The 19,269-nt window shown below is 72.5% G+C and carries 19 protein-coding genes; 9 read left to right on the top strand and 10 right to left on the bottom strand.

All coding sequences use genetic code 11. The annotated features are described in order from the left end of the window. The first annotated feature begins 15 nt into the window (after positions 1–15). Positions 16–1,377: an MFS transporter gene (locus tag DEJ47_RS16535; protein WP_398337661.1), complete on the top strand. Its 1,362-nt coding sequence runs from the start codon at positions 16–18 to the stop codon at positions 1,375–1,377. A gap of 9 nt (positions 1,378–1,386) precedes the next feature. Here the strand turns inward: DEJ47_RS16535 and DEJ47_RS16530 are convergent, their stop codons facing one another. The 4 genes from DEJ47_RS16530 to DEJ47_RS16510 all read right to left on the bottom strand — a co-directional run bounded on the left by DEJ47_RS16530 (position 1,387) and on the right by DEJ47_RS16510 (position 6,764). Continuing rightward, complete coding sequence (locus tag DEJ47_RS16530) at positions 1,387–2,037, bottom strand: flavin reductase family protein (protein WP_223828383.1); 651 nt, start codon at positions 2,035–2,037, stop codon at positions 1,387–1,389. A 77-nt stretch (positions 2,038–2,114) separates the two neighbouring features. Continuing rightward, positions 2,115–2,969: an enoyl-CoA hydratase/isomerase family protein gene (locus DEJ47_RS16525; RefSeq protein ID WP_150169128.1), complete on the bottom strand. Its 855-nt coding sequence runs from the start codon at positions 2,967–2,969 to the stop codon at positions 2,115–2,117. Positions 2,970–3,129: 160 nt separating this feature from the next. Then, positions 3,130–5,355, bottom strand: coding sequence for an acetate--CoA ligase family protein (locus DEJ47_RS16515; protein WP_150169126.1), 2,226 nt, complete (start codon positions 5,353–5,355; stop codon positions 3,130–3,132). Between the two features lie 251 nt (positions 5,356–5,606). Further along, on the bottom strand, positions 5,607–6,764 hold the full coding sequence (locus DEJ47_RS16510) for a flavin-containing monooxygenase (protein ID WP_150169124.1): 1,158 nt from the start codon (positions 6,762–6,764) through the stop codon (positions 5,607–5,609). A gap of 255 nt (positions 6,765–7,019) precedes the next feature. Between DEJ47_RS16510 and DEJ47_RS16505 the strand changes: the two genes are divergently transcribed. Further along, positions 7,020–7,469 carry a Zn-ribbon domain-containing OB-fold protein gene (locus tag DEJ47_RS16505; protein WP_150169122.1) on the top strand — a complete coding sequence of 150 codons (450 nt, stop codon included), beginning with the start codon at positions 7,020–7,022 and terminating at the stop codon, positions 7,467–7,469. Next, positions 7,460–8,371 (top strand): GNAT family N-acetyltransferase, encoded by a 912-nt coding sequence (locus tag DEJ47_RS16500; protein ID WP_150169120.1) that lies wholly within the window; start codon positions 7,460–7,462, stop codon positions 8,369–8,371. The genes DEJ47_RS16505 and DEJ47_RS16500 overlap by 10 nt, the downstream gene beginning before the upstream one ends. Here DEJ47_RS16500 and DEJ47_RS16495 read toward each other — a convergent pair. Together DEJ47_RS16495 and DEJ47_RS16490 are read right to left on the bottom strand one after the other, a co-directional pair. After that, positions 8,349–9,041 (bottom strand): pyridoxal 5'-phosphate synthase, encoded by a 693-nt coding sequence (locus DEJ47_RS16495; protein WP_150169118.1) that lies wholly within the window; start codon positions 9,039–9,041, stop codon positions 8,349–8,351. The genes DEJ47_RS16500 and DEJ47_RS16495 overlap by 23 nt on opposite strands. Before the next feature lie 52 nt (positions 9,042–9,093). Beyond that, a complete protein-coding gene (locus DEJ47_RS16490; RefSeq protein WP_150169116.1) occupies positions 9,094–9,501 on the bottom strand; it encodes a hypothetical protein in 408 nt (135 codons plus the stop codon). Positions 9,502–9,590: 89 nt separating this feature from the next. On the opposite strand from DEJ47_RS16490, the gene DEJ47_RS16485 reads away from it, so the two are divergent. Both DEJ47_RS16485 and DEJ47_RS16480 read left to right on the top strand, forming a co-directional pair. Further along, a complete protein-coding gene (locus tag DEJ47_RS16485) occupies positions 9,591–10,430 on the top strand; it encodes a helix-turn-helix transcriptional regulator (protein WP_202456804.1) in 840 nt (279 codons plus the stop codon). After that, positions 10,427–10,684 carry a DUF397 domain-containing protein gene (locus DEJ47_RS16480; RefSeq protein WP_150169114.1) on the top strand — a complete coding sequence of 86 codons (258 nt, stop codon included), beginning with the start codon at positions 10,427–10,429 and terminating at the stop codon, positions 10,682–10,684. Before DEJ47_RS16485 ends, DEJ47_RS16480 begins: the two co-directional genes overlap by 4 nt. Here the strand turns inward: DEJ47_RS16480 and DEJ47_RS16475 are convergent. Then, positions 10,658–11,839, bottom strand: a complete 1,182-nt coding sequence (locus DEJ47_RS16475) for a thiolase C-terminal domain-containing protein (protein ID WP_150169112.1) — start codon at positions 11,837–11,839, stop codon at positions 10,658–10,660. The genes DEJ47_RS16480 and DEJ47_RS16475 overlap by 27 nt on opposite strands. A gap of 151 nt (positions 11,840–11,990) precedes the next feature. On the opposite strand from DEJ47_RS16475, the gene DEJ47_RS16470 reads away from it, so the two are divergent. Both DEJ47_RS16470 and DEJ47_RS16465 read left to right on the top strand, forming a co-directional pair. Continuing rightward, positions 11,991–13,220 (top strand): acyl-CoA dehydrogenase family protein, encoded by a 1,230-nt coding sequence (locus DEJ47_RS16470; protein WP_150169110.1) that lies wholly within the window; start codon positions 11,991–11,993, stop codon positions 13,218–13,220. Continuing rightward, positions 13,220–13,699 (top strand): nitroreductase family deazaflavin-dependent oxidoreductase, encoded by a 480-nt coding sequence (locus DEJ47_RS16465; RefSeq protein ID WP_150169108.1) that lies wholly within the window; start codon positions 13,220–13,222, stop codon positions 13,697–13,699. The genes DEJ47_RS16470 and DEJ47_RS16465 overlap by 1 nt, the downstream gene beginning before the upstream one ends. Positions 13,700–13,790: 91 nt before the next feature. On the opposite strand, the gene DEJ47_RS16460 is transcribed toward DEJ47_RS16465, so the two are convergent. Further along, a complete protein-coding gene (locus tag DEJ47_RS16460; RefSeq protein ID WP_150169106.1) occupies positions 13,791–14,438 on the bottom strand; it encodes a TetR family transcriptional regulator in 648 nt (215 codons plus the stop codon). A gap of 155 nt (positions 14,439–14,593) precedes the next feature. On the opposite strand from DEJ47_RS16460, the gene DEJ47_RS16455 reads away from it, so the two are divergent. Together DEJ47_RS16455 and DEJ47_RS16450 are read left to right on the top strand one after the other, a co-directional pair. Continuing rightward, positions 14,594–15,418, top strand: a complete 825-nt coding sequence (locus tag DEJ47_RS16455) for a VOC family protein (protein WP_150169104.1) — start codon at positions 14,594–14,596, stop codon at positions 15,416–15,418. Between the two features lie 182 nt (positions 15,419–15,600). Continuing rightward, a complete protein-coding gene (locus DEJ47_RS16450) occupies positions 15,601–17,985 on the top strand; it encodes a PQQ-binding-like beta-propeller repeat protein (RefSeq protein ID WP_150169102.1) in 2,385 nt (794 codons plus the stop codon). A gap of 38 nt (positions 17,986–18,023) precedes the next feature. Here the strand turns inward: DEJ47_RS16450 and DEJ47_RS16445 are convergent, their stop codons facing one another. Both DEJ47_RS16445 and DEJ47_RS16440 read right to left on the bottom strand, forming a co-directional pair. Then, complete coding sequence (locus DEJ47_RS16445; RefSeq protein WP_150169100.1) at positions 18,024–18,815, bottom strand: enoyl-CoA hydratase/isomerase family protein; 792 nt, start codon at positions 18,813–18,815, stop codon at positions 18,024–18,026. Next, the gene (locus DEJ47_RS16440; protein WP_150169098.1) at positions 18,812–19,267 is read right to left on the bottom strand and encodes a Zn-ribbon domain-containing OB-fold protein; all 456 of its coding nucleotides are present in this window, start codon (positions 19,265–19,267) and stop codon (positions 18,812–18,814) included. The genes DEJ47_RS16445 and DEJ47_RS16440 overlap by 4 nt, the downstream gene beginning before the upstream one ends. Positions 19,268–19,269: the final 2 nt, after the last annotated feature.

Raw genomic sequence — 19,269 nt, 5'->3', positions numbered from 1 at the left:
GACGTGACCCATGACGTGACCCAGACAACCGAGACGTCCGCGCGGGCTGCCGGGGACGACGGCTCCCACGACGGCTCCCACGGCGGCTCCACTCCGCCGAAGACCCCCGGGCGCCGTGCTCCCCGTATCCACCGCGCCTGGTTCGTCGCCGCCGTCACGTTCGTGACGATCATCGGGGCGGCCGCGTTCCGTTCGCTGCCCGGTCTGCTCTTCGATCCGCTGAAGGAGGACTTCGGCTGGTCGCGCGGCACCGTGGGCCTCGCGGTCTCCGTGAACCTCGCGCTGTACGGCCTGACCGCGCCGTTCGCCGCCGCGCTCATGGACCGCTTCGGCATCCGCAAGGTCGTCGCGGTCGCGCTCGTCGTGATCGCCTGCGGCTCGGGGCTCACCGTGTGGATGAACTCCGCGTGGCAGCTGCTGCTGTGCTGGGGGCTGCTCGTCGGGCTCGGGTCGGGCTCGATGGCGCTCGCCTTCGCCGCCACCGTCACCAACCGGTGGTTCACCGAACGGCGCGGCTTCGTCAGCGGCATCCTCACCGCGGCGTCCGCGTCCGGCCAGTTGGTCTTCCTGCCGCTGCTCTCCTGGATCGTGGAGACGTACGAGTGGCGGCCCGCCGCCGTGACGGTCGCGCTCGCGGCCCTCGCGGTCGTCCCCTTCGTTTGGCTGCTGCTGCGGGACCACCCGGCGGACGTCGGCCTGAAGCCGTACGGGTCGCAGGAGTTCGTACCGAAGCCGCCGCCCGTCCCCGGTGCGGCACGGCGCGCGGTCACCGTGCTCCTCAAGGCCGCCCGAACCGGTCCCTTCTGGCTGCTCGCCGGGTCGTTCGCGATCTGCGGTGCCTCGACGAACGGACTCATCCAGACCCACTTCGTGCCCGCCGCGCACGACCACGGCATGGGCGTGCGGGCCGCCGCCTCCCTGCTCGCCGTCATCGGGATCTTCGACATCGTCGGGACCATCGCGTCGGGCTGGTTCACGGACCGCTTCGACTCGCGGCGCCTGCTCGCCGTCTACTACGCGCTGCGCGGCGTCTCGTTGCTCTTCCTGCCGATGCTGCTCGCGCCGGACGTACGGCCGCCGATGATCTTCTTCATCGTCTTCTACGGCCTGGACTGGGTGGCCACCGTCCCGCCCACCCTGGCGCTCTGCCGCGAGCAGTACGGCGACGACAGTGCGATCGTCTTCGGCTGGGTGCTCGCCTCGCACCAGGTGGGCGCGGGTCTCGTCGCGTTCCTCGGCGGTGTGGCACGGGACGTCTTCGGCTCGTACGACGTGATCTGGTACGCCTCCGGGGCGCTGTGCGCGGCGGCGGCGCTGATGGTGCTGGTGATCCGGCGGGTCCGTGCGGAACCGGTGGCGGTCGCCGTCAGCGGGTGAGGCGTGCTCTCAGCGGGTGAAGCGGCCGAACGTGCCCCGGTGGAAGAGGAGCGGGTCGGCGTCGTCCTGGGTCGCGCCGAGGGCGTCCACGCGGCCGACGACGATGAGGTGGTCGCCGCCGGGGTGCACCGCCTGGATGGTGCAGTCGACCCACGCGGGCGCTCCTGCGAGGCGCGGCGATCCGGAGACGGGCGCCGCGTCGTACACCACATCGGCGAACTTGTCGGCGCCGCTCACCGCGAAGCCGCGGCACAGGTCGCCCTGGTCGGCGCCCAGGATGTTGACGCAGAAGACGCCCGCGCGCGCGATGCGCGGCCACGTCGTCGACGTACGCGCCACCATGAAGGAGACCAGGGGCGGGTCGAGGGAGAGCGAGGCGAAGGACTGGCAGGCGAAGCCCGCGGGTCCGCCGCGCTCGTCGGGACCGCCGTTCTCGCCGGGCCCGCAGTCCTCGTGGGGCGGGGCCGTGATCACGGTGACGCCCGTCGCGAAGTTGCCGAGCACGCGCCGGAACTCGTTCCTGTCGAGCGGTGCCCGCTCGTCGTCGCCGACCGCCCGCAGCTGCGGGCGCGGCAGTGGTTCGACGGGCGCCGTGGTGGTGCGGGCCCCGACCGACCTGAGGTAGCGAACAGCGGTGGCCGCCATCCCTGCGTGTCCCATCACACCGTCCATTGAAGCTGACGGGTCGTCAGATGGGAAGGGTCCGGCCGGAACGCCGTGGTGCGTGCCGTGCGGCGTCAGCGGCCCCGGTACGTGGGTGTGCGGCGGTCCACGAAGCTCGCCACGCCCTCCCGCGCGTCCGCCGTCGTCATGTTGATCTCCTGTGCGGCGGCCTCGGCGGCGAAGGCCGTCGCGCGGTCCGTCTCCAGGGAAGCGTTGACCAGCTGCTTCGTCAGGGCGAGTGCTCGGGTCGGGCCGGCCGCGAGGCGTTCCGCCCACTCCCGCGCCGTCTTCTCCAGCTCCTCGGCCGGTACGACGCGGTTGACGAGGCCCAGCCTCTCGGCCTCGCCGGCCGGCACCGCGTCGCCGAAGAACATCAGCTCCTTGGCCCGCTGCGGCCCGACCAGCCGCGGCAGCAGATACGCGCCGCCGCCGTCCGGCACGAGGCCGCGCCGCACGAACACCTCGATGAACCGGGCCTGTTCGGCGGCGATGACCAGGTCGCAGGCGAACGCGAGATGGGCACCGATGCCCGCCGCGGTGCCGTTCACCGCGGCGATCACCGGCTTCTCGCAGTCGAGGACCGCCGAGATGAGCCGTTGGGCGCCCTGCTTGATGGTGCGGGCGACGTCACCCGGTACGCGTTCCTGCCCGGCCGGGGCGGCGGGCGCGCCGCGCAGGTCCGCGCCCGCGCAGAAACCCTTGCCGGTCGCGGTGAGCACGACGGCCCGTATGCCGGGGTCGGCGGAGGTGTCGCCGAGCAGGTTGATCACGCGTTCGCGCTGGTCCCAGGTGAGGGCGTTCATGGCCTCGGGCCGGTTGAGCGTGATCCACGAGACGGCGTTGTCAGTGGTGTGCCGTATCAATGTGGTGAGGGGGTCGGGTGCGTGTTCGGCGGCCGGTGGGTTTTCGGGGGTGGGGGTGGCGGTCATGGGGGAGTGGCTCCGTTTCGGGTGGGCTGCGGTGAGGGAGCGCGTACGGCAGCGTGTGCGTGCGCACAGGGCGCGGCGGCGTGCGGGGTCCCCGCCCGGGGCGTCGTGTGCCTGGTCGTCCCGGGTCCGGACCTGGCTCACCGGTGGAGCGCCACCGGGACTACCGGCAGACGGCGAGCGCGTCGAGCGCCACGGCTCCCTGCCCCCGCGGCAGCACCATCAGCGGATTGATGTCCAACTCGGCGATGTCGTCCCCGAGTTCCAGCGCCATGCGCTGCACCCGCAGCACGACCTCGACGAGCGCGTCGATGTCGGCGGGCGCCGCGCCCCTGACCCCGTCGAGCAGCGCCCGCCCGCGCAGCTCCGACAGCATCGCCTTCGCCTGGTCCTCGCCGAAGGGCGGCACCCGCACGGCGGCGTCCCGCAGCACCTCGACGAGTACGCCGCCGAGCCCCACCGTCACCGTCGGCCCGAACAGCGGGTCGTGCGTGACGCCGACGACCATCTCGACGCCCCGCTCGACCATCTGGCAGACGAGGATGCCGTCGAGGTCGACGCCTTCGTAGCGGGCGATGTCCGTGAGCTCCCGGTAGGCGTCCCGCACCTGGCTCGCCGAGGTCAGGCCGATCTTCACCAGACCCAGCTCGGTCTTGTGCGCGAGCTGCGCCCCCGAGGCCTTCATGACGACCGGGTAGCCGACGAGCCCGGCCGCCCTGACGGCCGCCGCCGCACTGGTCACCAGCTGTTCGCGCGGCACCCTGATGCCGTACGCGCGCAGCAGCTGCTTCGCCGCGTGCTCGCTGAGCTGCTGGCCCGGCCGCATCAGCGCCTGGGCCTTGCGGAAGGACGGGGAGGGCGTGCGTGGCGCCTCGTCGAAGGGGGAGCGGTAGTGGGCCGTGAAGCGGTGGTGGTCCAGATGGGCGCGCACCGCCGTGATGCAGTTGGCGAAGGTGCGGAAGGTCGCGACGCGCGAGGAGCCGAGGAGCGTCGTGCGGTAGGCGTCCTCGGTGCCGAGCGGCGAGCCCCACACCACGCACACCAGTTTGTCCGTCTGCTCCGCCGCGTCCACCAGGTCCTGCGCGAGCTTGTCGCTCAACGGCGGGAAGGGCCCGGTGATCGGGCAGATCAGCACGCCCACCTCCGGGTCGTCCAGGATCGCGTCGATGATCTTCCGGCCGCGCCGGTCGCCGACGGGGTGCCCGCCGTTGTCGACGGGGTTGGAGACGTTCAGGTGCTCGGGTATCCACTGGTGCAGCTCCGCCTGCTTGGCGGCGGAGAGCGTGGGCAGGGTGAGACCCGCCTCGGTCGCCAGGTCCGAGAAGTGCGCGCCCGTGCCGCCCGAGATCGAATACACGACGACGCCGTCCGCCTTGGGCTCGCGGGCCCGCGCAAGGCAGGCGGCGGTGTCCTGCAGCTCGTCGAGTCCGTCGACGCGGATCACGCCGAACTGGCGCATCGCCGCGTCCACGACCGCGTCGGCGCCGGTCAGCTTGCCGGTGTGTGAGGCGGCCATGCGGGCGCCGGTCTCGGTGCGGCCGACCTTCACGGCGACGACGGGCACCCCGCGGCGGGCCGCGCGGTCGGCGGCGAGGAGGAAGGCGCGGCCGTCCTTGAGGCCCTCGACGTAGCAGGCGATGGCCCCGACCTCGGGGCGCTCGGCGAAGTAGGAGATGAAGTCGGCGGTCTCCAGGTCGGCTTCGTTGCCGGTGGGCGCCCAGTGCGAGAGGCGGACGCCGAGCTCCTGCATCGTGAAGACGGGGCGTCCCTGGTGGCCGGACTGGGTGATGAGCGCGATGGCGGGTCCTTCGAGGTCCTCGCGGAACTCCTCGAAGGCGTTGAGGTTGGTGTTGGGTCCGAGGAGCCTGAGGCCGGAGCCCTGGACGGCGGCCGCGAGCCGTTCCTGGGCGGCGGCGCCCTCCTCGCCGGTCTCGGCGAACCCGGAGGCGAAGGCGACGGCGAACCGCACCTTCTCCTCGGCGAGCTGCTCGATGACGGGGAGCGGATCGCCGACAAGGAGGACGGCGAGGTCGACCTGTTCGGGCAGGTCGGCGACGGAGGGGAAGCAGGTGATGCCGTAGACGGACCGGCGGGTGGGGTGCACGGGGTGCAGGCGCGCGCCGACCCGTTCCGCCCAGGCGATGAGCTGCCGTGTGATGCCGGTGTTGGGGCGCCCCTCGGCGTCCGACGCGCCGACGACGGCGACGGAGGCGGGCCGGAAGAAGCGGTCGAGGTCGGGCACGCCCGCGTACAGCGGCCGACCGCTGACGTCCAGGTCGTCGGCCGTGACGGCTCTGCCGTGGACGGTGTGGGGAGGGAGTTCGCCGCAGGCCACGACATGGGCGCGGCGGGGGTCGGTGGTGAAGGTGCCGTGAGTCGATCCAAGCATCGGTCCGCCCGCTCCTGTGTGACAGCACTTACCTGACGCCTTGCTCGGGGCTCTAGCTGACGCTTAGTCAGGTTACTGAACTGACGGGGCGTCAGGAATGGTGCTGCGCGTAAAAGGCTTCGTGGGCTCGGGGTCGTAGCTCCGGGTCCGGGCCGGGTCGGGCTGGGCGCGCGGTTCCCCGCGCCCCTGAACGGCGCCCTGTGGGCGGCCGTTCCCGGGTCGTACGGTTGTCGGGCTGGCGGGCTAGCGGGCTAGCGGGCTATCGCCCTCGCTATCTTCTCGGCGTCTCGGGACAGTTCGCGGAGCATGCCGCTGATGGGGTTGGTGAAGCCGGTGAAGTACAGGCCGGGGGAGTGCTTCGGGGTGCGGCGGCCGTGGCAGGTCGGGCGGCCCCGGGTGTCGAGGACGCCGAGGTCGCCGACGAGGCCTTCGAGGGCGCGCCGGTAGCCGGTCGCCGCGATGACGACGTCCGGGGCGATCCTCGTGCCGTCGGCGAGGGCGACCTTGCCGTCCTCGAACGACTCGACGGCCGCGACCGGCTCGACCCGCCCCTCGCGCACGGCGTCGATCAGGCCGACGTCCTGCACCGGGATCGAGCCCTGCCTGGCGCGTGAGTACAGACCGGTGTCGGGGCGGGGCAGTCCCTGGGCCGAGAGGTCGGGTACGCCGATCCGCGCGAGGGGACGCGCGAGGCGGTCCACGAGGGCGACCGGGAGTCTGCGGCACAGGATGCCGGTGCGCTGGGCGGGCCAGCCCAGCGTGGAGCGGCGCACGATGTGCGGGGCGGTGCGCACCGCGAGACGGACCCGCGCGGCACCGCCCTCGGCGAGGTCGACGGCGATCTCGGCGCCGGTGTTGCCGACGCCGACGACGAGGACGTCCTTGCCGGTGAAGGGGTGGGGGTTGCGGTAGTCGGCGGCGTGCAGGAGTTCGCCGGTGTAGGTGTCGCGGCCGGGCCAGTCCGGGAGGTGGGGGGTGTGGTTGTAGCCGGTGGCGATGACCACCGCGCTGCCCAGGAGTTCGCGGCCGCCGGTGGCGCGCAGCAGCCATCCGGTGCCGTCGTCGGTGCGTTCCAGGCCGGTCACCTCGACGCCGGTGACGACGTCGAGCTGGTGGTGCTCGGCGTACTTCTCCAGGTAGCGGACCACGTTGTCGCGCGACACCCAGCGGCCGGACGAGCGCGGGATGGGCAGCCCCGGCAGGGCGGAGAGGCGGCGGGTCGTGTGGAGGTGGAGGCGGTCGTAGTGGCCGCGCCAGGAGGCGCCGACGTGGTCGGCCTTCTCCAGGACGACCGTGCGGACACCGCGTGCGCGCAGCGCCGCCGCGGCGGCGAGGCCGCCGGGTCCGCCGCCGATGACGTACACGGGGCGGTCCTGCGCGAGCGTAAGCGGAGGGGTCGAGTCGGCCATGACTGGAGAGTAACCGCGTGATTACTTGATGGGTGACGGTCAAGTCCGAAAGCGATTGCGAATTGATCACGGAGGTGCGGGATGTGTGCGCGGGGTGGTGTGCGGCTCTTGCGGACTTGGTGCCCGGTACGTTGAACTGACGTCCCGTCAGTTCGTGTCCCGGGTGTCACCCCTGGCGCCCCCTGGCGCCGGGCACGCCTTTGGCCGATTCTCTTTCCCCGCCCTCTTCCCCCCTTCCGCGATCGGACTCTTCTTATGGGCACGGAGAAGCTGAGTACGCCGCGCTTCGATCTTCCCGAGGTCGACGCCTTCACGCGGCCCTACTGGGACGCCGCAGCCCAGGCGCGGTTGCTGATTCGCCGGTGCGGGGCGTGCGGGTCGGCCCACCACTATCCGCGCGAGTTCTGTCCGCGCTGCTGGAGCGAGGACGTCTCCTGGGAGGAGGCGAGCGGCGACGCCACGCTCTACACGTGGTCGGTCGTGCACCGCAACGACCTCCCGCCGTTCGGCAGCCGCGTCCCGTACGTCGCCGCGGTCGTCGACCTCGCAGAGGGCCCACGGATGATGACGGAGGTGGTCGACTGCGAGGAAGGGGCGCTGCGGATCGGGATGCCGCTGCGCGTGACGTTCCGGGAAGCGTCGGAGGGGGTGGCGGTCGCCCTGTTCCGGCCTGTGGATGCCGTGGATACTGGCGCATGCGCATAGAGAGCACAGGCAGCACCGAGACGACCGGACCCGCCGCCGGCTGGCGGACGACCACCGACCTCGACGGGTTCCGCGCCCGCGCCGAGGGGTTCCTGCACTCCGCGCCCGCCCCGCACACCGTGCTGCTCAGCGTCACGGAGACGCTGCGGGAACGCGGGCTCCAGGCGTACGGCGACGGGGTGCCCCTCTTCGGTACGTACACGGATTCCGACGGCACCGTCCGCGGCGCCTTCCTCCGGACGCCCCCGCACCGCGTCGCCCTCGGCCCCGTCGCCCCCGAGGCCGCCGAAGCCCTGGCCCGGCAGTTCGCCGACGCCGACCCGGATCTGCCCGGCGTCACCTCCGAGAGGGCGGCGGCGGAGGCGTTCGCCCGCGCCTGGGAGAAGCACACCGGGGCCTCCGTCGCCCTCGGCATGCGCCAGCGCCTGTACCGGCTCGGCACCTTCACGCCGCCCGAGCCCGCCCCGCCCGGCCGCGCCCGTGTGGCCACGGCGGCGGACCGGGACCTGCTGGCGCGCTGGTACGAGGAGTACGGCCGGGCCGTCGGCGAACACCCCGCGATGGTGCCGCACGCGTGGGCCGACTCCCGTGTCGCCTACGGGGGCGCCACCCTCTGGGAAACCCCCGACGGCACGCCGGTCGCCATGGCCGGCGCCACTCCCCGCATCGCGGGCCAGGTCCGCGTCGCCCCCGTCTACACCCCCGCCGACCTGCGGGGACGCGGATACGGAGGCGCCGCCGCCGCGGCGGTCACCCGCGCCGCGCTCGACGCGGGCGCGGCGCAGGTCCTGCTCTTCACGGACCTCGCCAACCCGACGAGCAACCGCCTCTACCAGCGTCTCGGGTACCGGCCGGTCGCGGACTTCGCCCAGTGGGACTTCACGGCCACAGCAACTCCTTGATCCAGCCGTCGCCCTCCTCGTCCCTCCGGTACCGCAGCCGGAGGTGGCGGCGGCGCGCGTCGCCCTGGAAGAACTCCGCCTCCACGGGGTCCAGGACGTACAGCGTCCACGTCGGCGCGTCCGCGTCCGGCTCCGCCCGCGCGCGCTCCCACGCGGTGGCGGACGACGCCTTCAGCTCCTCGTACGAGGCGAGGACCTCGCTCTGGCGGCCCACGAGGGCCGCCGCCAGCGCGCCGGTGGACCGGGCGTGCAGGTCGGCGAGGCTCTCGGCGTGCGGCGCCGTCGTGACGCGGCCCCTGACCCGGACCTGCCGTCCCTGCGTCGCCCAGTAGAAGTGCAGGGCGGCCTCCGGGCGGGCCGCGAGCTGGCGGCCCTTCGCGCTGCTCGCGTGCGTGGCGAAGTGCCAGCCGTGCTCGTCCGCGTCGTGCAGCATCACGGTCCGTACGTCGGGGCCGCCGGCCTCCGCGACCGTCGCCAGCTGCATGGTGTGCGGCTCGGGCTGCCCGGCGTCCACCGCCTCGGCGAACCACGTGTGGAAGAGGGGGAGCGGCTCGGCAGGGGCGAGTGACGGGTCGTGTGCCGCGTCGAAGGCCGGGAGTTCGGTGTCCCAGACCTTCTGCGAGCGGAGCAGCGAACGGAAGGTCTCCTGCTGAGGCGCGGGTGAAGTCATGGGTCGATTGTGGCGCGGTCCGCCGACTGTTCCGCTCGCTCCGGTATCTCGTTCACTCCGGTTCTCCGACGAGCTGCGCCATCAGTACGCCGTGCAGCAGCTCGCCGTCCACGAACACCCCCTGCCGTGGCGGCCCGCACCGCCAGCTCAGGGGAAAGGTGTTGCCGTACGGCGCCGGGACGCCGACGTACTGGTCGCGTGCGGCGGGCCCGAAACAGGTGGCCCCCGGTGGCCAGTCGAAGTCCTTGCTCGTCCCCGGCGCGAGGAGGAAGTAGTTCCAGCGGCCTCCGGACAGTTCGCGGATGACGGGGCCGGGGTCGCCCTCCGTGAGCGTGGCGAGGTGGTGCAGGACGGCTTCCCCGCGTACGCCTCTGACCCGGATGGCATCGAAGTGCACGCCGGTGAGACGAAGTTGGAGGCCGAAGGCGGGTACCCAATCAGGGGTGTGTTCGCTCGTCATGACTACGAGATTCGGGGCGACTGCGTAGCGTGACCAGAGGCGCAGGGGACACATCGGTAAGGAGTGGAGAGGGCGGTGGCGTTGTGGTGATGGGTGAGAAGACGACGACCGAGCGGGCGGACACGGCTGTCCCCTCCCCGGCGCGGAGGCTGGTGGGAGGCCTGCTCAGGAACTTCCGCGAGCGGTCCGGGATGTCCCGTAAGGACGTCGCCGCGCGACTGCTGGTGTCGGAGTCCCTGGCGGGCGCGTACGAGCGGGCCGAGCGCATCCCGACGTCCACCTACTTGGACGACGCGGACTCGGTGCTGGATGCGCGGGGCGCGCTGAAGTCCTGCATCCCGCTGATGGAGGAGGAGAAGTATCCGCCTACGTTTGTGGGGTGGGTGCGGCTGGAGAAGTCGGCGGCGAGTATCAGCGCGTACGAGACCATGGTCTTTCCGGGCCTGTTGCAGACGGAGGACTACATCCGCGCGTTGTACGCGGAGCGGGTGCCTCAGCTGACTGAGGAGCGCATCGAGAAGGACGTGATGGGACGTCTGGAACGGCAGACGCTGCTGACCCGCACGCCGCCACCGATGGTCGGATATGTCATCGAGGAGTCGGTGCTCGGGCGGCCCATCGGCGGACGGGAGGTGTGGCGGAAGCAGTTGCTGCATGTGCTGGAGTGTGTGCGTGCAATGCGCCACCTGAGGGTGCAGGTCATGCCGACGGAGACGCGCGAGCATGCGGGGCTGCAAGGGACGACCTATCTGCTGAGCACTGCCGAAGGCCGTAACTTCGCTTACGACGACGGCCAGATCAGCGGTAGGTTGATCTCGAATCCACTAGAGGTCAATCAACTCATCGACCGCTTCGGCGCCTTGCGGGCGCAGGCACTTACACCACGAGCGTCTGCGGAACTGATCGAGAGAATGGCGGGACAGCTATGAATGCCGAGCTGGCGTGGTTCAAGAGCAGCTACAGCGGCAATGAAGGCACCAATTGCGTCGAAGTCGCCTACACCTGGCGCAAGTCGAGCTACAGCAGCAATGTGGGTGACGAGTGCGTAGAGGTAGCCACCTGCCCCCACGCCATCCACATCCGCGACTCCAAGACCGCCCACGACGGCGGCCCCGCCTTCACGGTCTCGCCCACCGCGTGGACCGCGTTCCTCCGGTCAGCGCCCCAGTACGACCGTCCCTGACGAGCAGAACCATCCGCCCGTCCCTGACGCCACCGCCAGCTCAGGCAGGGTGCCGTCAGGGCGGCGGACCTGGCCGTCGCCCGCCTGCCCCCTGAGCTGACGTACCGCCTCGACCAGCAGGAACAGGCCACGCATGCCGGGGTGCTGCGCGGAGAGGCCGCCGCCGTCCGTGTTCGTCGGCAGGCCACCGTCCCGGAGCAGGCGGCCCTTCTCCACGAAGGGACCCCCCTCGCCCTTCTCGCAGAAGCCGAGGTCCTCCAGGGTCACCAAGGTCATGTACGTGAAGGCGTCATAGATCTCGGCCACGTCGATCTCGTCCGGCGTGACCCCCGCCCGCTCGAACGCGAGGCGACCGCTGACCGCCGCCGGGGACACCGTGAAGTCGTCCCACTCGGACATCGTCGTGTGCGAGACGTGCTCGCCCGCGCCGAGTACCCACACGGGCTCGGACGCGCAGTCCGCCACGTACTCCTCGGCCACGAGCAGCACCGCCGCGCCGCCGTCGGACCGAATGCAGCAGTGCAGCTTGGTGAAGGGGTCGGCGATCATCGGTCCTTCCAGGACCTCGTCGACCGTGATCGGGGCGCGGAACATCGCGTCGGGGTTGGTCGCCGCGTTCGCCCGCGCCTGGACGGCGACGGAGGCGAGCTGTTCCAGTGTCGTGCCGTACTCGTGCATGTGGCGGCGCGCGGCCATCGCGTACTTGGCGATCAGGGAGTGCCCGTACGGGACCTCGAACTGGAGCGGGCCGCGCGCGCCGAAGGAGAGGTTCGACGTACGCCGCTTCGCCTTGATGTCGGCGCGGGCCGTCGAGCCGTAGACGAGGAGGACGGCGTTGGCGTGGCCCGCCGCTATCGCGTCCGTCGCGTGCGCGGCCATGACCTCCCAGGTGGCGCCGCCGACCGAGGTCGAGTCCACCCAGCGGGGGCGGAGACCCAGGTACTCGGCGACCTCCACCGGGGCCAGCGTGCCGAGGCCCGCCGACGCGATGCCGTCGATGACGTCGCGGGACAGGCCGGAGTCGGCGAGGGCGCGGCGGGCCGCCTGGGCGTGCAGGGCGTAGGGCGTCGCGTCGTCGACGCGGCCACAGTCCGAGAGGGCGACACCGGCGACGGCGACCTTGCGGGCGGAGCCGGAACGGGTGGCAGAAGACATGGAAACTGACGGTACATCAGATGCCCGTCGCCGGAGGAGGGGTGCGGGCGCGGTCCACACTCTGTGCATATCGTCGCCACCGCCCTAACATGACGGACCGTCAGATCTGGAGCCGGGCCGCTGCGCCTGGGCCCCGGGGAGGAGCCTGCCGATGGACGCCGCCTTCAGCGCTGAGCAGGGCGAGATCCGCCGCACCCTGCGCGAAGTGATCTCCAAGCGGTGCGGTCCCGACGAGGTCAGGGCCGCCGTACGGACGCCGGAGGGCCACGACACCGCCCTGTGGGCCGCCCTCGCCGAACAGCTCGGCCTGCCCGGCCTCGCTCTGCCCGAGGCCTGCGGCGGCGTGGGCTGCACGGCCGCGGAGCTCGCCCTCGGCGTCGAGGAGCTGGGACGCGCCCTGGCGCCGACCCCGCTCCTCGCCACCGCCGTCCTCGCCGCCCCGCTGATCCTCGCCCTCGGCACCGCCGAGCAGCGCGCCGCCCACCTGCCCCGCATCGCCGCGGGTGAGCTGACCGCCGCCCTCGCCGTGCCCGGCACCGCGCTCGCCACGGCCCTCGGGCTCACCGGGGACAACCGCGGCGACTGGGCGGGCGGCGGCCGGGCGGGCGGTATGCAGGCGCGGCCCGCCGACGGGGCGTGGCGGCTGTACGGACAGGCCGAGCAGGTCGTCGACGGGCACAGCGCGGGACTGCTCGTGGTCGCCGCGCACGCGGGCGGCTTCGCCCGGTCCCGTACGCTCCTCTTCCTCGTACGGGAGGGGGCGCCCGGCATGGTGCGGGCGCGGCAGACCTCCCTCGACGAGACCCGTACGCAGGCTCGCGTCGAACTGCGCGATGTGGAGGCCGAGTTGTTGGGCGGCGGCGACGCCGATGTGCCCGCCGCGCTCGCCGCCGTGGGGGACGTCGCGGCCACCGTCGTCGCCGCCGAGGCCGTCGGGGCGGCCGAACGCGCTCTGGAGCGCACCGTCGAGTACGTGCGGCAGCGGGAGCAGTTCGGGCGCGCGATCGGGTCCTTCCAGGCGGTCAAGCACCGTCTCGCCGACGTGTACGTACAGGTGCAGGCGGCGCGGTCCGCCGCCTACTACGCGGCGTGGGCCGCGGGCGCGGAGGCCGCCGGGTTCGGTGGGCAGGGCGCCGAGCGGGCCGGCGGGCTCGCGCTGGCGCAGGCGCTCGACGCGCTGCGGACCGCCGCGTCGGAAGCGGTACAGCTTCACGGCGGCATCGGCTTCACCTGGGAGCACGAGGCGCACCTGTACTTCAAGCGGGCGTCCGGTGACGAGCTGCTCTTCGGTCCCGTGCACCGGCTGCGGGCACGGGCGGCGGAGCGGGCCGGTCTCTTCGAGCCCACCCGAGCCGAAGCCGAAGCCGAGGAGGTCGTGTGATGGCGGGGGCCGGGCTTCGGCTCGTGCAGAAGGTGTCGGCCACCCGCGTCTTCGCCAGAGTCGCGCCGCACTTCATTCCCGCCATGGACCGGGCCGTGCACCGGCTGACCCGCGGCAAGGTGCTGCCCAGCGCGCGGATGCTGCCCGGCGTCATCCTGACCGCGCGCGGCGCGAAGAGCGGGTTGCCGAGACGTACGCCGCTCGCCTGCATGCCGGAGGAGGGCGGGAAGAGCTGGGTGCTGGTCGGGTCCAACTTCGGACGCCCGGGGCATCCCGCGTGGACCGCCAATCTGCTGGCCAACCCCGATGCCGAGGTGAACTGGCGGGGCGCCGACGTGCCCGTGCGGGCGCGGCTGCTCACGGGGGAGGAGCGGGCGGCGGTGTGGGAGGCGGCGCTGGGATTCTGGCCGCCGTACGCCGCGTACCAGGCGCGGGTGGAGCGGGAGATCCGGCTGTTCCGGCTGGAACGCAGGGGGTGAACGCGGGTCCCGACCACAACGGCGGATCACCGAGGTGATCCGCCGTCGGGCTGACAGGACCGGTAGGGGGCTCGGGAAGGAGCCCTTTGGGCTACTTCGTCGGCTTCTTGCCCGTTACGCCCAGATGCACCAACATCGCCAGATTCGGCTTCAATTCGGTCTGCTTCACGCCCCACGTCTGGAAGCCACGCTGGTGGGAGGCGACCGCCGCGAGCATCGCGACCAGGGAGCCCGCCATCGCCGTGGGGCTGATGTCCTTGTCGACCTTGCCCTTGGCCTGGAGCTCCTTGACGGTGTCCGCAAGGGAGTTGTTGACCGAGTTGAGGATCTTCATCCTGATTTTGTAGAAGCGCTTGTCGCCCTCGGCGGCGCCCAGGTCGACGACGCGGAGGATCGCGTCGTTCTTGCGCCAGAAGTCGAGGAAACCCTCGACCAGGTCCTGGGAGGTCTGCCAGCCGGCCTTGCCGACCCATGAGCGCCCGTCCAGGAGCTGGGTCAACTCGGCGCCCTCCGCGGCCATTTGCTCCGCGATCTCCAGAACGGCGCCCTCGACATCCGGGAAGTACTGGTAGAAGGTCGCGGGTGAAGTCCCCGCCTTCCGGGCCACGTCGATGACTTTGACGTCCCGGTAGGGCGAGGAGCTGAGCATCTCGCTGAGGCAGTCGAGCAGCTTTTGACGCGTCGCCTGACCGCGCCGACCGGCCACGCGGCCGTCGACGGTACGTACCTGTCCTGTCATGCCGTCAGCTTACCGAGGGGTGATCGGAGCGCGATTCGGCCGAGTGCAAATGGGGTTGGGGTCAGGCGCGCCCCCACGCCCGCCCCATAAAAAATCAGCCAAACGTTCGAATTCTTGTGCTGCGGGGACCGGGGCGGGCCGTTAGCTTGACTGGCATGGACTACGCGGAGCGGAACACAGGGGGCGGATACGCGGAGGGCGTGCCCTGCTGGGCCGACGCCATGCTGCCCGACGTGGAGGGCGGCAAGCGGTTCTACGGTGAGCTCTTCGGGTGGACTTTCGACACCGGTTCCGGACCGGAGTACGGGCACGGCACGCAGGCGTACAGCGACGGCCTCCCCGTCGCCGCGCTCGCCCCCAAGGCCGACGGCCGCATGCCCACCGTATGGACGGTGTACCTGGCCAGCCCGGACGCCGCCGCGCTCGCCGAGCGGATCAAAGGTGCGGGCGGCTCGATGATCACTGAGGTCATGCCGGTGGAGCCCTTCGGGTCCATGGGCCTCGCCGCCGACCCCGAGGGCGCCGTCTTCGGGCTCTGGCAGGCCGGGACGCACCAGGGCTTCGGGAAGCAGGGGAAGCCGGGCTCGTACTGCTGGACCGAGGTGTACTCCCGGGACAAGAACCTGGTCGACCCGTTCTACGAGCACGTCTTCGGGTACGGCGGCGTCGACCTGGACCTCGACGGCGAGGACTTCCGCATCTGGTCGCCCGCGGGCGCCGAGCCGGGCCCCGACACCGCCGTCGGCGGGCGCAGCCTCCTGGCCGGGCTCACCCCCGCCCCCGTCTCCGACCGGTACGTGCCCGCGCGGATGCCCGCGCACTTCCTCGTCTACTTCAACGTGGCCGACGCCGACGCGAGCGCCGCCGCGGTGACCCGCCTCGGCGGGCGCGTCCAGGCCCCGCCCGCCGACACCCCGTACGGCCGGATCGCGGTGTTCACGGACAATCAAGGGGCGACGTTCGCGGTCCTCCAGGGCTGAGCGGCGCTCCCGGAGGCCCGGAGGCGGGGTTTTGTCCGTAGACACCCCGATCCCGCCCCGGGTTCGCAACCGTCGCCTCGGACAGGAAGAATCAGGGTGCGTGCCGCCGTAGCGGCTCGGTGGTGAGACGCTGCACGGGGCTGTCTTCTTCGGCGGCCGCGTACGGGGAGGTGGCAGGGCAAGTGGTGGATCAGCTGACGCAGCACGATCCGAGGCGGATCGGCCCGTTCGAGGTCCTCGGCAGGCTGGGCGCCGGTGGCATGGGCCTGGTCTATCTCGCGCGCTCCGCGTCGGGACGGCGCGTGGCGATCAAGACGGTGCGGACCGAGCTCGCCGAGGACCAGCTGTTCCGCGTCCGCTTCACGCGCGAGGTCGAGGCGGCCCGCGCCGTGTCCGGTTTCTATACGGCAGCGGTGGTGGACGCCGATCCGCGGGCCGCCGTGCCCTGGCTCGCCACGGCGTACGTCCCCGCGCCCTCCCTCGAAGAAATAGTGAATGAACACGGGCCGCTGCCCACCCAGGCGGTGCGCTGGCTGGCGGCGGGCGTGGCCGAGGCCCTGGAGTCCATCCACGGCGCGGGCCTCGTCCACCGTGACCTCAAGCCGTCCAACGTCCTCGTCGTCGAGGACGGGCCGCGCGTCATCGACTTCGGCATCGCGTCCGGCGTCTCCAACACCCGGCTGACCATGACGAACGTCGCCGTGGGCACGCCCGCGTACATGTCGCCCGAGCAGGCGAAGGACTCGCGCAGCGTCACCGGAGCCAGCGACGTCTTCTCGCTCGGCTCCACCCTCGTCTTCGCCGCCACCGGGCACGCGCCGTTCCACGGCGCCAACCCCGTCGAGACGGTGTTCATGCTGCTCAGGGAAGGCCCCGACCTCGAAGGGCTGCCCGCCGAGCTGCGGCCCCTCATCGAGTCCTGCATGCAGATGGACGCCTCGCTCCGGCCCACCCCCGGCGACCTCCAGTCCCAGCTCGCACCGCACCTCTTCGCCTCCGAGAGCGGCGACAACGACGACAGTGGCACGGCGTCCGCCTGGCTGCCCGAGCGGGCCGTCGCGCTCATCGAGGCCCGCCGGGGCGGGCGCCCGCCCGCCCGCGTCCCCGCCGGTGCGGGCCGCAGCGGTGGCGGCCGGGGTGCCGCGCCCGCCGTGTCCGCGGTGCCCGCGACCGCGCCGCCGCCCCCGCCGCAGCCGCCGCGCCAGCCGTCCCACCCTCTCGCGGTCACGCCCGACGCCGGGCCCGTGCGGCTCGCCGGGGCGAAGGTGCCGATCGGCCCCGGGCCACGGGTGGCCGGCGCGCGCGCCTCCGCCGTGCCCGCCGACCCCGGGCTCGCCGGATCGTGGTCCCGCTCGTCCGCCCACCGCGCCGCGGTCAACGGCGCCGCCCCTGCCGCCCCCGCGGTGCCCCCGCCCGCCCCGGCCCCCGACGCGGGAGCCGGGTGGCGGCCCTGGCGGTTCCGTATGTCCAACGACGTGTGGGGCACCCCCGCCGTCGCGGGCAACCTCGTCTACGTCACGTCCTTCGAAGTTCACGCCCTGGACGTCGGCACCGGCCGCCGCAGCTTCAAGACGCGCGACGTCGCCTGGTCCATGGCGGTGGCCGACGGCCGCATCCACGCGTCCGACGGCCCCACGCTCTACGCGCTCGACGGCGCCGACGGCTCCGACCTGTGGCGGCTGCCCACCGACGCCTGGGTGTACTCCCTCCAGGCCGACCGCGGCACCGTCGTCACCGGCACCCGGGGCGGTGGCGTCCAGGCGTGGGAAGCCGTCAACGGCGAGAAGCTCTGGGAGATCACCGGCGCGCAGACCGACTTCGAGACGCCGGAGGCCGGACCCCGCGTCTTCGACGGCACCGTCTACGTCTGGAAGGACGCCCGGCTCCGCGCCCTGGAGGCACGCACCGGCGAGGAACGCTGGTCGTACCCCGTGGGCGACGCGGCCTCCTGCGGCGGCGTGCCGGTGCGGCTCACCCAGGCACAGGACGGGTACGTGTACGTGGCCGCGGGCAGCCGCGTCCTCGCGATCGACGTCGCCGCGGGTCACGTCCGCTGGCACTTCGAGGCGCCCGCCGCCTTCCTCTGCCCGCCCGCGTTCGCCCCCGGGCCCGCCGTGACGGGCGGCGGCGTGTACCTCGCCGACTACCTCGGCACGGTGTACGCCCTCGACGCGACGGACGGCCGCGACCGCTGGCGCATCGCCACGGAGTCCCGCTCCTCCATCGAGCCGGTCCTGGTCGCCGACGGCCACGTCCACGTGGGCAGCGGCAAGGGGCTCTACACCCTCGACGCGGTCACGGGCACGCCGAAGTGGCGGTTCCAGGCGGGCGGCGAGGTCGTCGGCACGCCCGTCGTCGCCGACCGGCGCATCCACTTCGGCTCCACGGACCACCTCCTGTACACCCTGAAGGCGGACGACGGCCGCCTCCGCTGGAAGCTCGCCACGGGCGGCGAGATCACGGGGGCGCCCGTGGTGCGGGACGGCGTGGTGTACGCGTGCAGCAAGGACCGGTGCGTGTACGCGCTGGACGCGGAGCGGGGGACGGGGACGGCGCCGAGGGCGTAGCGCCCTGGGCGCGCTGTCCCCCCCTCCCGGGGGGGGCGTCACCGCGTACGGAAGTCGCCGCTCCTGCGGTGCGTGAACAGCTCCGCCTGACGGTCCTGCGGCAGATTGCCCAGGGCGATCAGGTGGGGCGCGTGCGCGAGGGCCTGCGTGCGGGCCGCCTCCTTCGCCGACCAGACCGCCCGGACCGTGCCCTGGACGGCCTCCGTGGGATACGAGGCGATGGTCTCGGCGGCACGGACGGCCGCGGCCAGCGCCCCGCCGGACGGGGTCACCTCGGAGACCAGGCCCGTCTCGTACGCCCGCCGGGCCGAGACCCGTTCGGCCGTGCCCATCAGCGCCATCCGCGCGACCTCGCCGAACGGCATGCGCTGCGCCATGTGGATCGTCTCGTACGCGCTGACCATTCCGTACGTGGTGTGCGGGTCGAAGAACGTGGCGTGCTCGTCCGCCACGACGAACTCCGACTCCCCGAGGAGGTAGAAGGCGCCGCCGCACGCCATGCCGTTGACGGCGGCGATCACCGGCTTCCAGTAGTCGTTGGCCTTCGGGCCGATCGCGATGAGCGGGTCGTCGATCGCGTACGGGGAGGTGGGCTGGGGCACGTCCGCGTCCCGGTCGATGCCGGTGCAGAACGCTCTCTCGCCCGCGCCGGTCACGACGACCGCCCGTACCGAGTCGTCGAACCGGAAGCGGCGCCAGGTCGCGGACAGCTCCTCCGCCGTCCCTGCGTCGATGGCGTTGTGGCGCTCCGGACGGTCCAGGGTCAGGACCGCGACGCCCGTGTCCTTGTCGACGTGCGTGCGCAGGGCGCTGCCCGGTGCGGGGGTCATGACCGCTCCAGGACCCAGCGCGGGACGACGGTTCCGGCGACCTCCGCGAAGACGACCTGCACCTTCGCGCCGATACGGAGGCGTTCCGGGGGGATCGAGTTCAGGGGGGCGTCCGGTGCCGCTACAAGGTTGCCGACCAGGCGGATGCGGGGGGCCTCGGCCAGCTCGACGATGATCGCGTTGTAGGGGGCCTGTTCGGCGTAGGCGGGGAGGAGCGGGGGGTGGGGGAAGACGTACGACCAGATGCGGCCTCTTCCGCTCATGCGGCGCCAATCGCTGTCGAAGGACTGGCAGTGGGGGCAGCAGGGTCTCGGGGGAAAGCGGAGTTCGCCGCAGGCGGTGCAGGCTTGTATGCGGAGCTCGCCTCGGGTGGCGTACTCCCAGAAGGGGGCGCCGTCGTCGTCCTGCGTGGGCGTCAGGAGGGGTTCCGTCTTTGCCGTCGCGTCTGCCATGG

Source organism: Streptomyces venezuelae, assembly GCF_008642355.1.
GTDB classification, from domain to species: Bacteria; Actinomycetota; Actinomycetes; order Streptomycetales; family Streptomycetaceae; genus Streptomyces; species Streptomyces venezuelae_B.
This window is presented reverse-complemented; position numbering and strand designations above follow the sequence as displayed.

Coding starts and splice junctions, on each gene's coding strand:
- DEJ47_RS16530 (WP_223828383.1), bottom strand. CDS start 2,037: ATGGGACACGCAGGGATGGCGGCCACCGCTGTTCGCTACCTCAGGTCG.
- DEJ47_RS16525 (WP_150169128.1), bottom strand. CDS start 2,969: ATGACCGCCACCCCCACCCCCGAAAACCCACCGGCCGCCGAACACGCA.
- DEJ47_RS16515 (WP_150169126.1), bottom strand. CDS start 5,355: ATGCTTGGATCGACTCACGGCACCTTCACCACCGACCCCCGCCGCGCC.
- DEJ47_RS16510 (WP_150169124.1), bottom strand. CDS start 6,764: ATGGCCGACTCGACCCCTCCGCTTACGCTCGCGCAGGACCGCCCCGTG.
- DEJ47_RS16505 (WP_150169122.1), top strand. CDS start 7,020: ATGGGCACGGAGAAGCTGAGTACGCCGCGCTTCGATCTTCCCGAGGTC.
- DEJ47_RS16500 (WP_150169120.1), top strand. CDS start 7,460: ATGCGCATAGAGAGCACAGGCAGCACCGAGACGACCGGACCCGCCGCC.
- DEJ47_RS16495 (WP_150169118.1), bottom strand. CDS start 9,041: ATGACTTCACCCGCGCCTCAGCAGGAGACCTTCCGTTCGCTGCTCCGC.
- DEJ47_RS16490 (WP_150169116.1), bottom strand. CDS start 9,501: ATGACGAGCGAACACACCCCTGATTGGGTACCCGCCTTCGGCCTCCAA.
- DEJ47_RS16485 (WP_202456804.1), top strand. CDS start 9,591: ATGGGTGAGAAGACGACGACCGAGCGGGCGGACACGGCTGTCCCCTCC.
- DEJ47_RS16480 (WP_150169114.1), top strand. CDS start 10,427: ATGAATGCCGAGCTGGCGTGGTTCAAGAGCAGCTACAGCGGCAATGAA.
- DEJ47_RS16475 (WP_150169112.1), bottom strand. CDS start 11,839: ATGTCTTCTGCCACCCGTTCCGGCTCCGCCCGCAAGGTCGCCGTCGCC.
- DEJ47_RS16470 (WP_150169110.1), top strand. CDS start 11,991: ATGGACGCCGCCTTCAGCGCTGAGCAGGGCGAGATCCGCCGCACCCTG.
- DEJ47_RS16465 (WP_150169108.1), top strand. CDS start 13,220: ATGGCGGGGGCCGGGCTTCGGCTCGTGCAGAAGGTGTCGGCCACCCGC.
- DEJ47_RS16460 (WP_150169106.1), bottom strand. CDS start 14,438: ATGACAGGACAGGTACGTACCGTCGACGGCCGCGTGGCCGGTCGGCGC.
- DEJ47_RS16455 (WP_150169104.1), top strand. CDS start 14,594: ATGGACTACGCGGAGCGGAACACAGGGGGCGGATACGCGGAGGGCGTG.
- DEJ47_RS16445 (WP_150169100.1), bottom strand. CDS start 18,815: ATGACCCCCGCACCGGGCAGCGCCCTGCGCACGCACGTCGACAAGGAC.
- DEJ47_RS16440 (WP_150169098.1), bottom strand. CDS start 19,267: ATGGCAGACGCGACGGCAAAGACGGAACCCCTCCTGACGCCCACGCAG.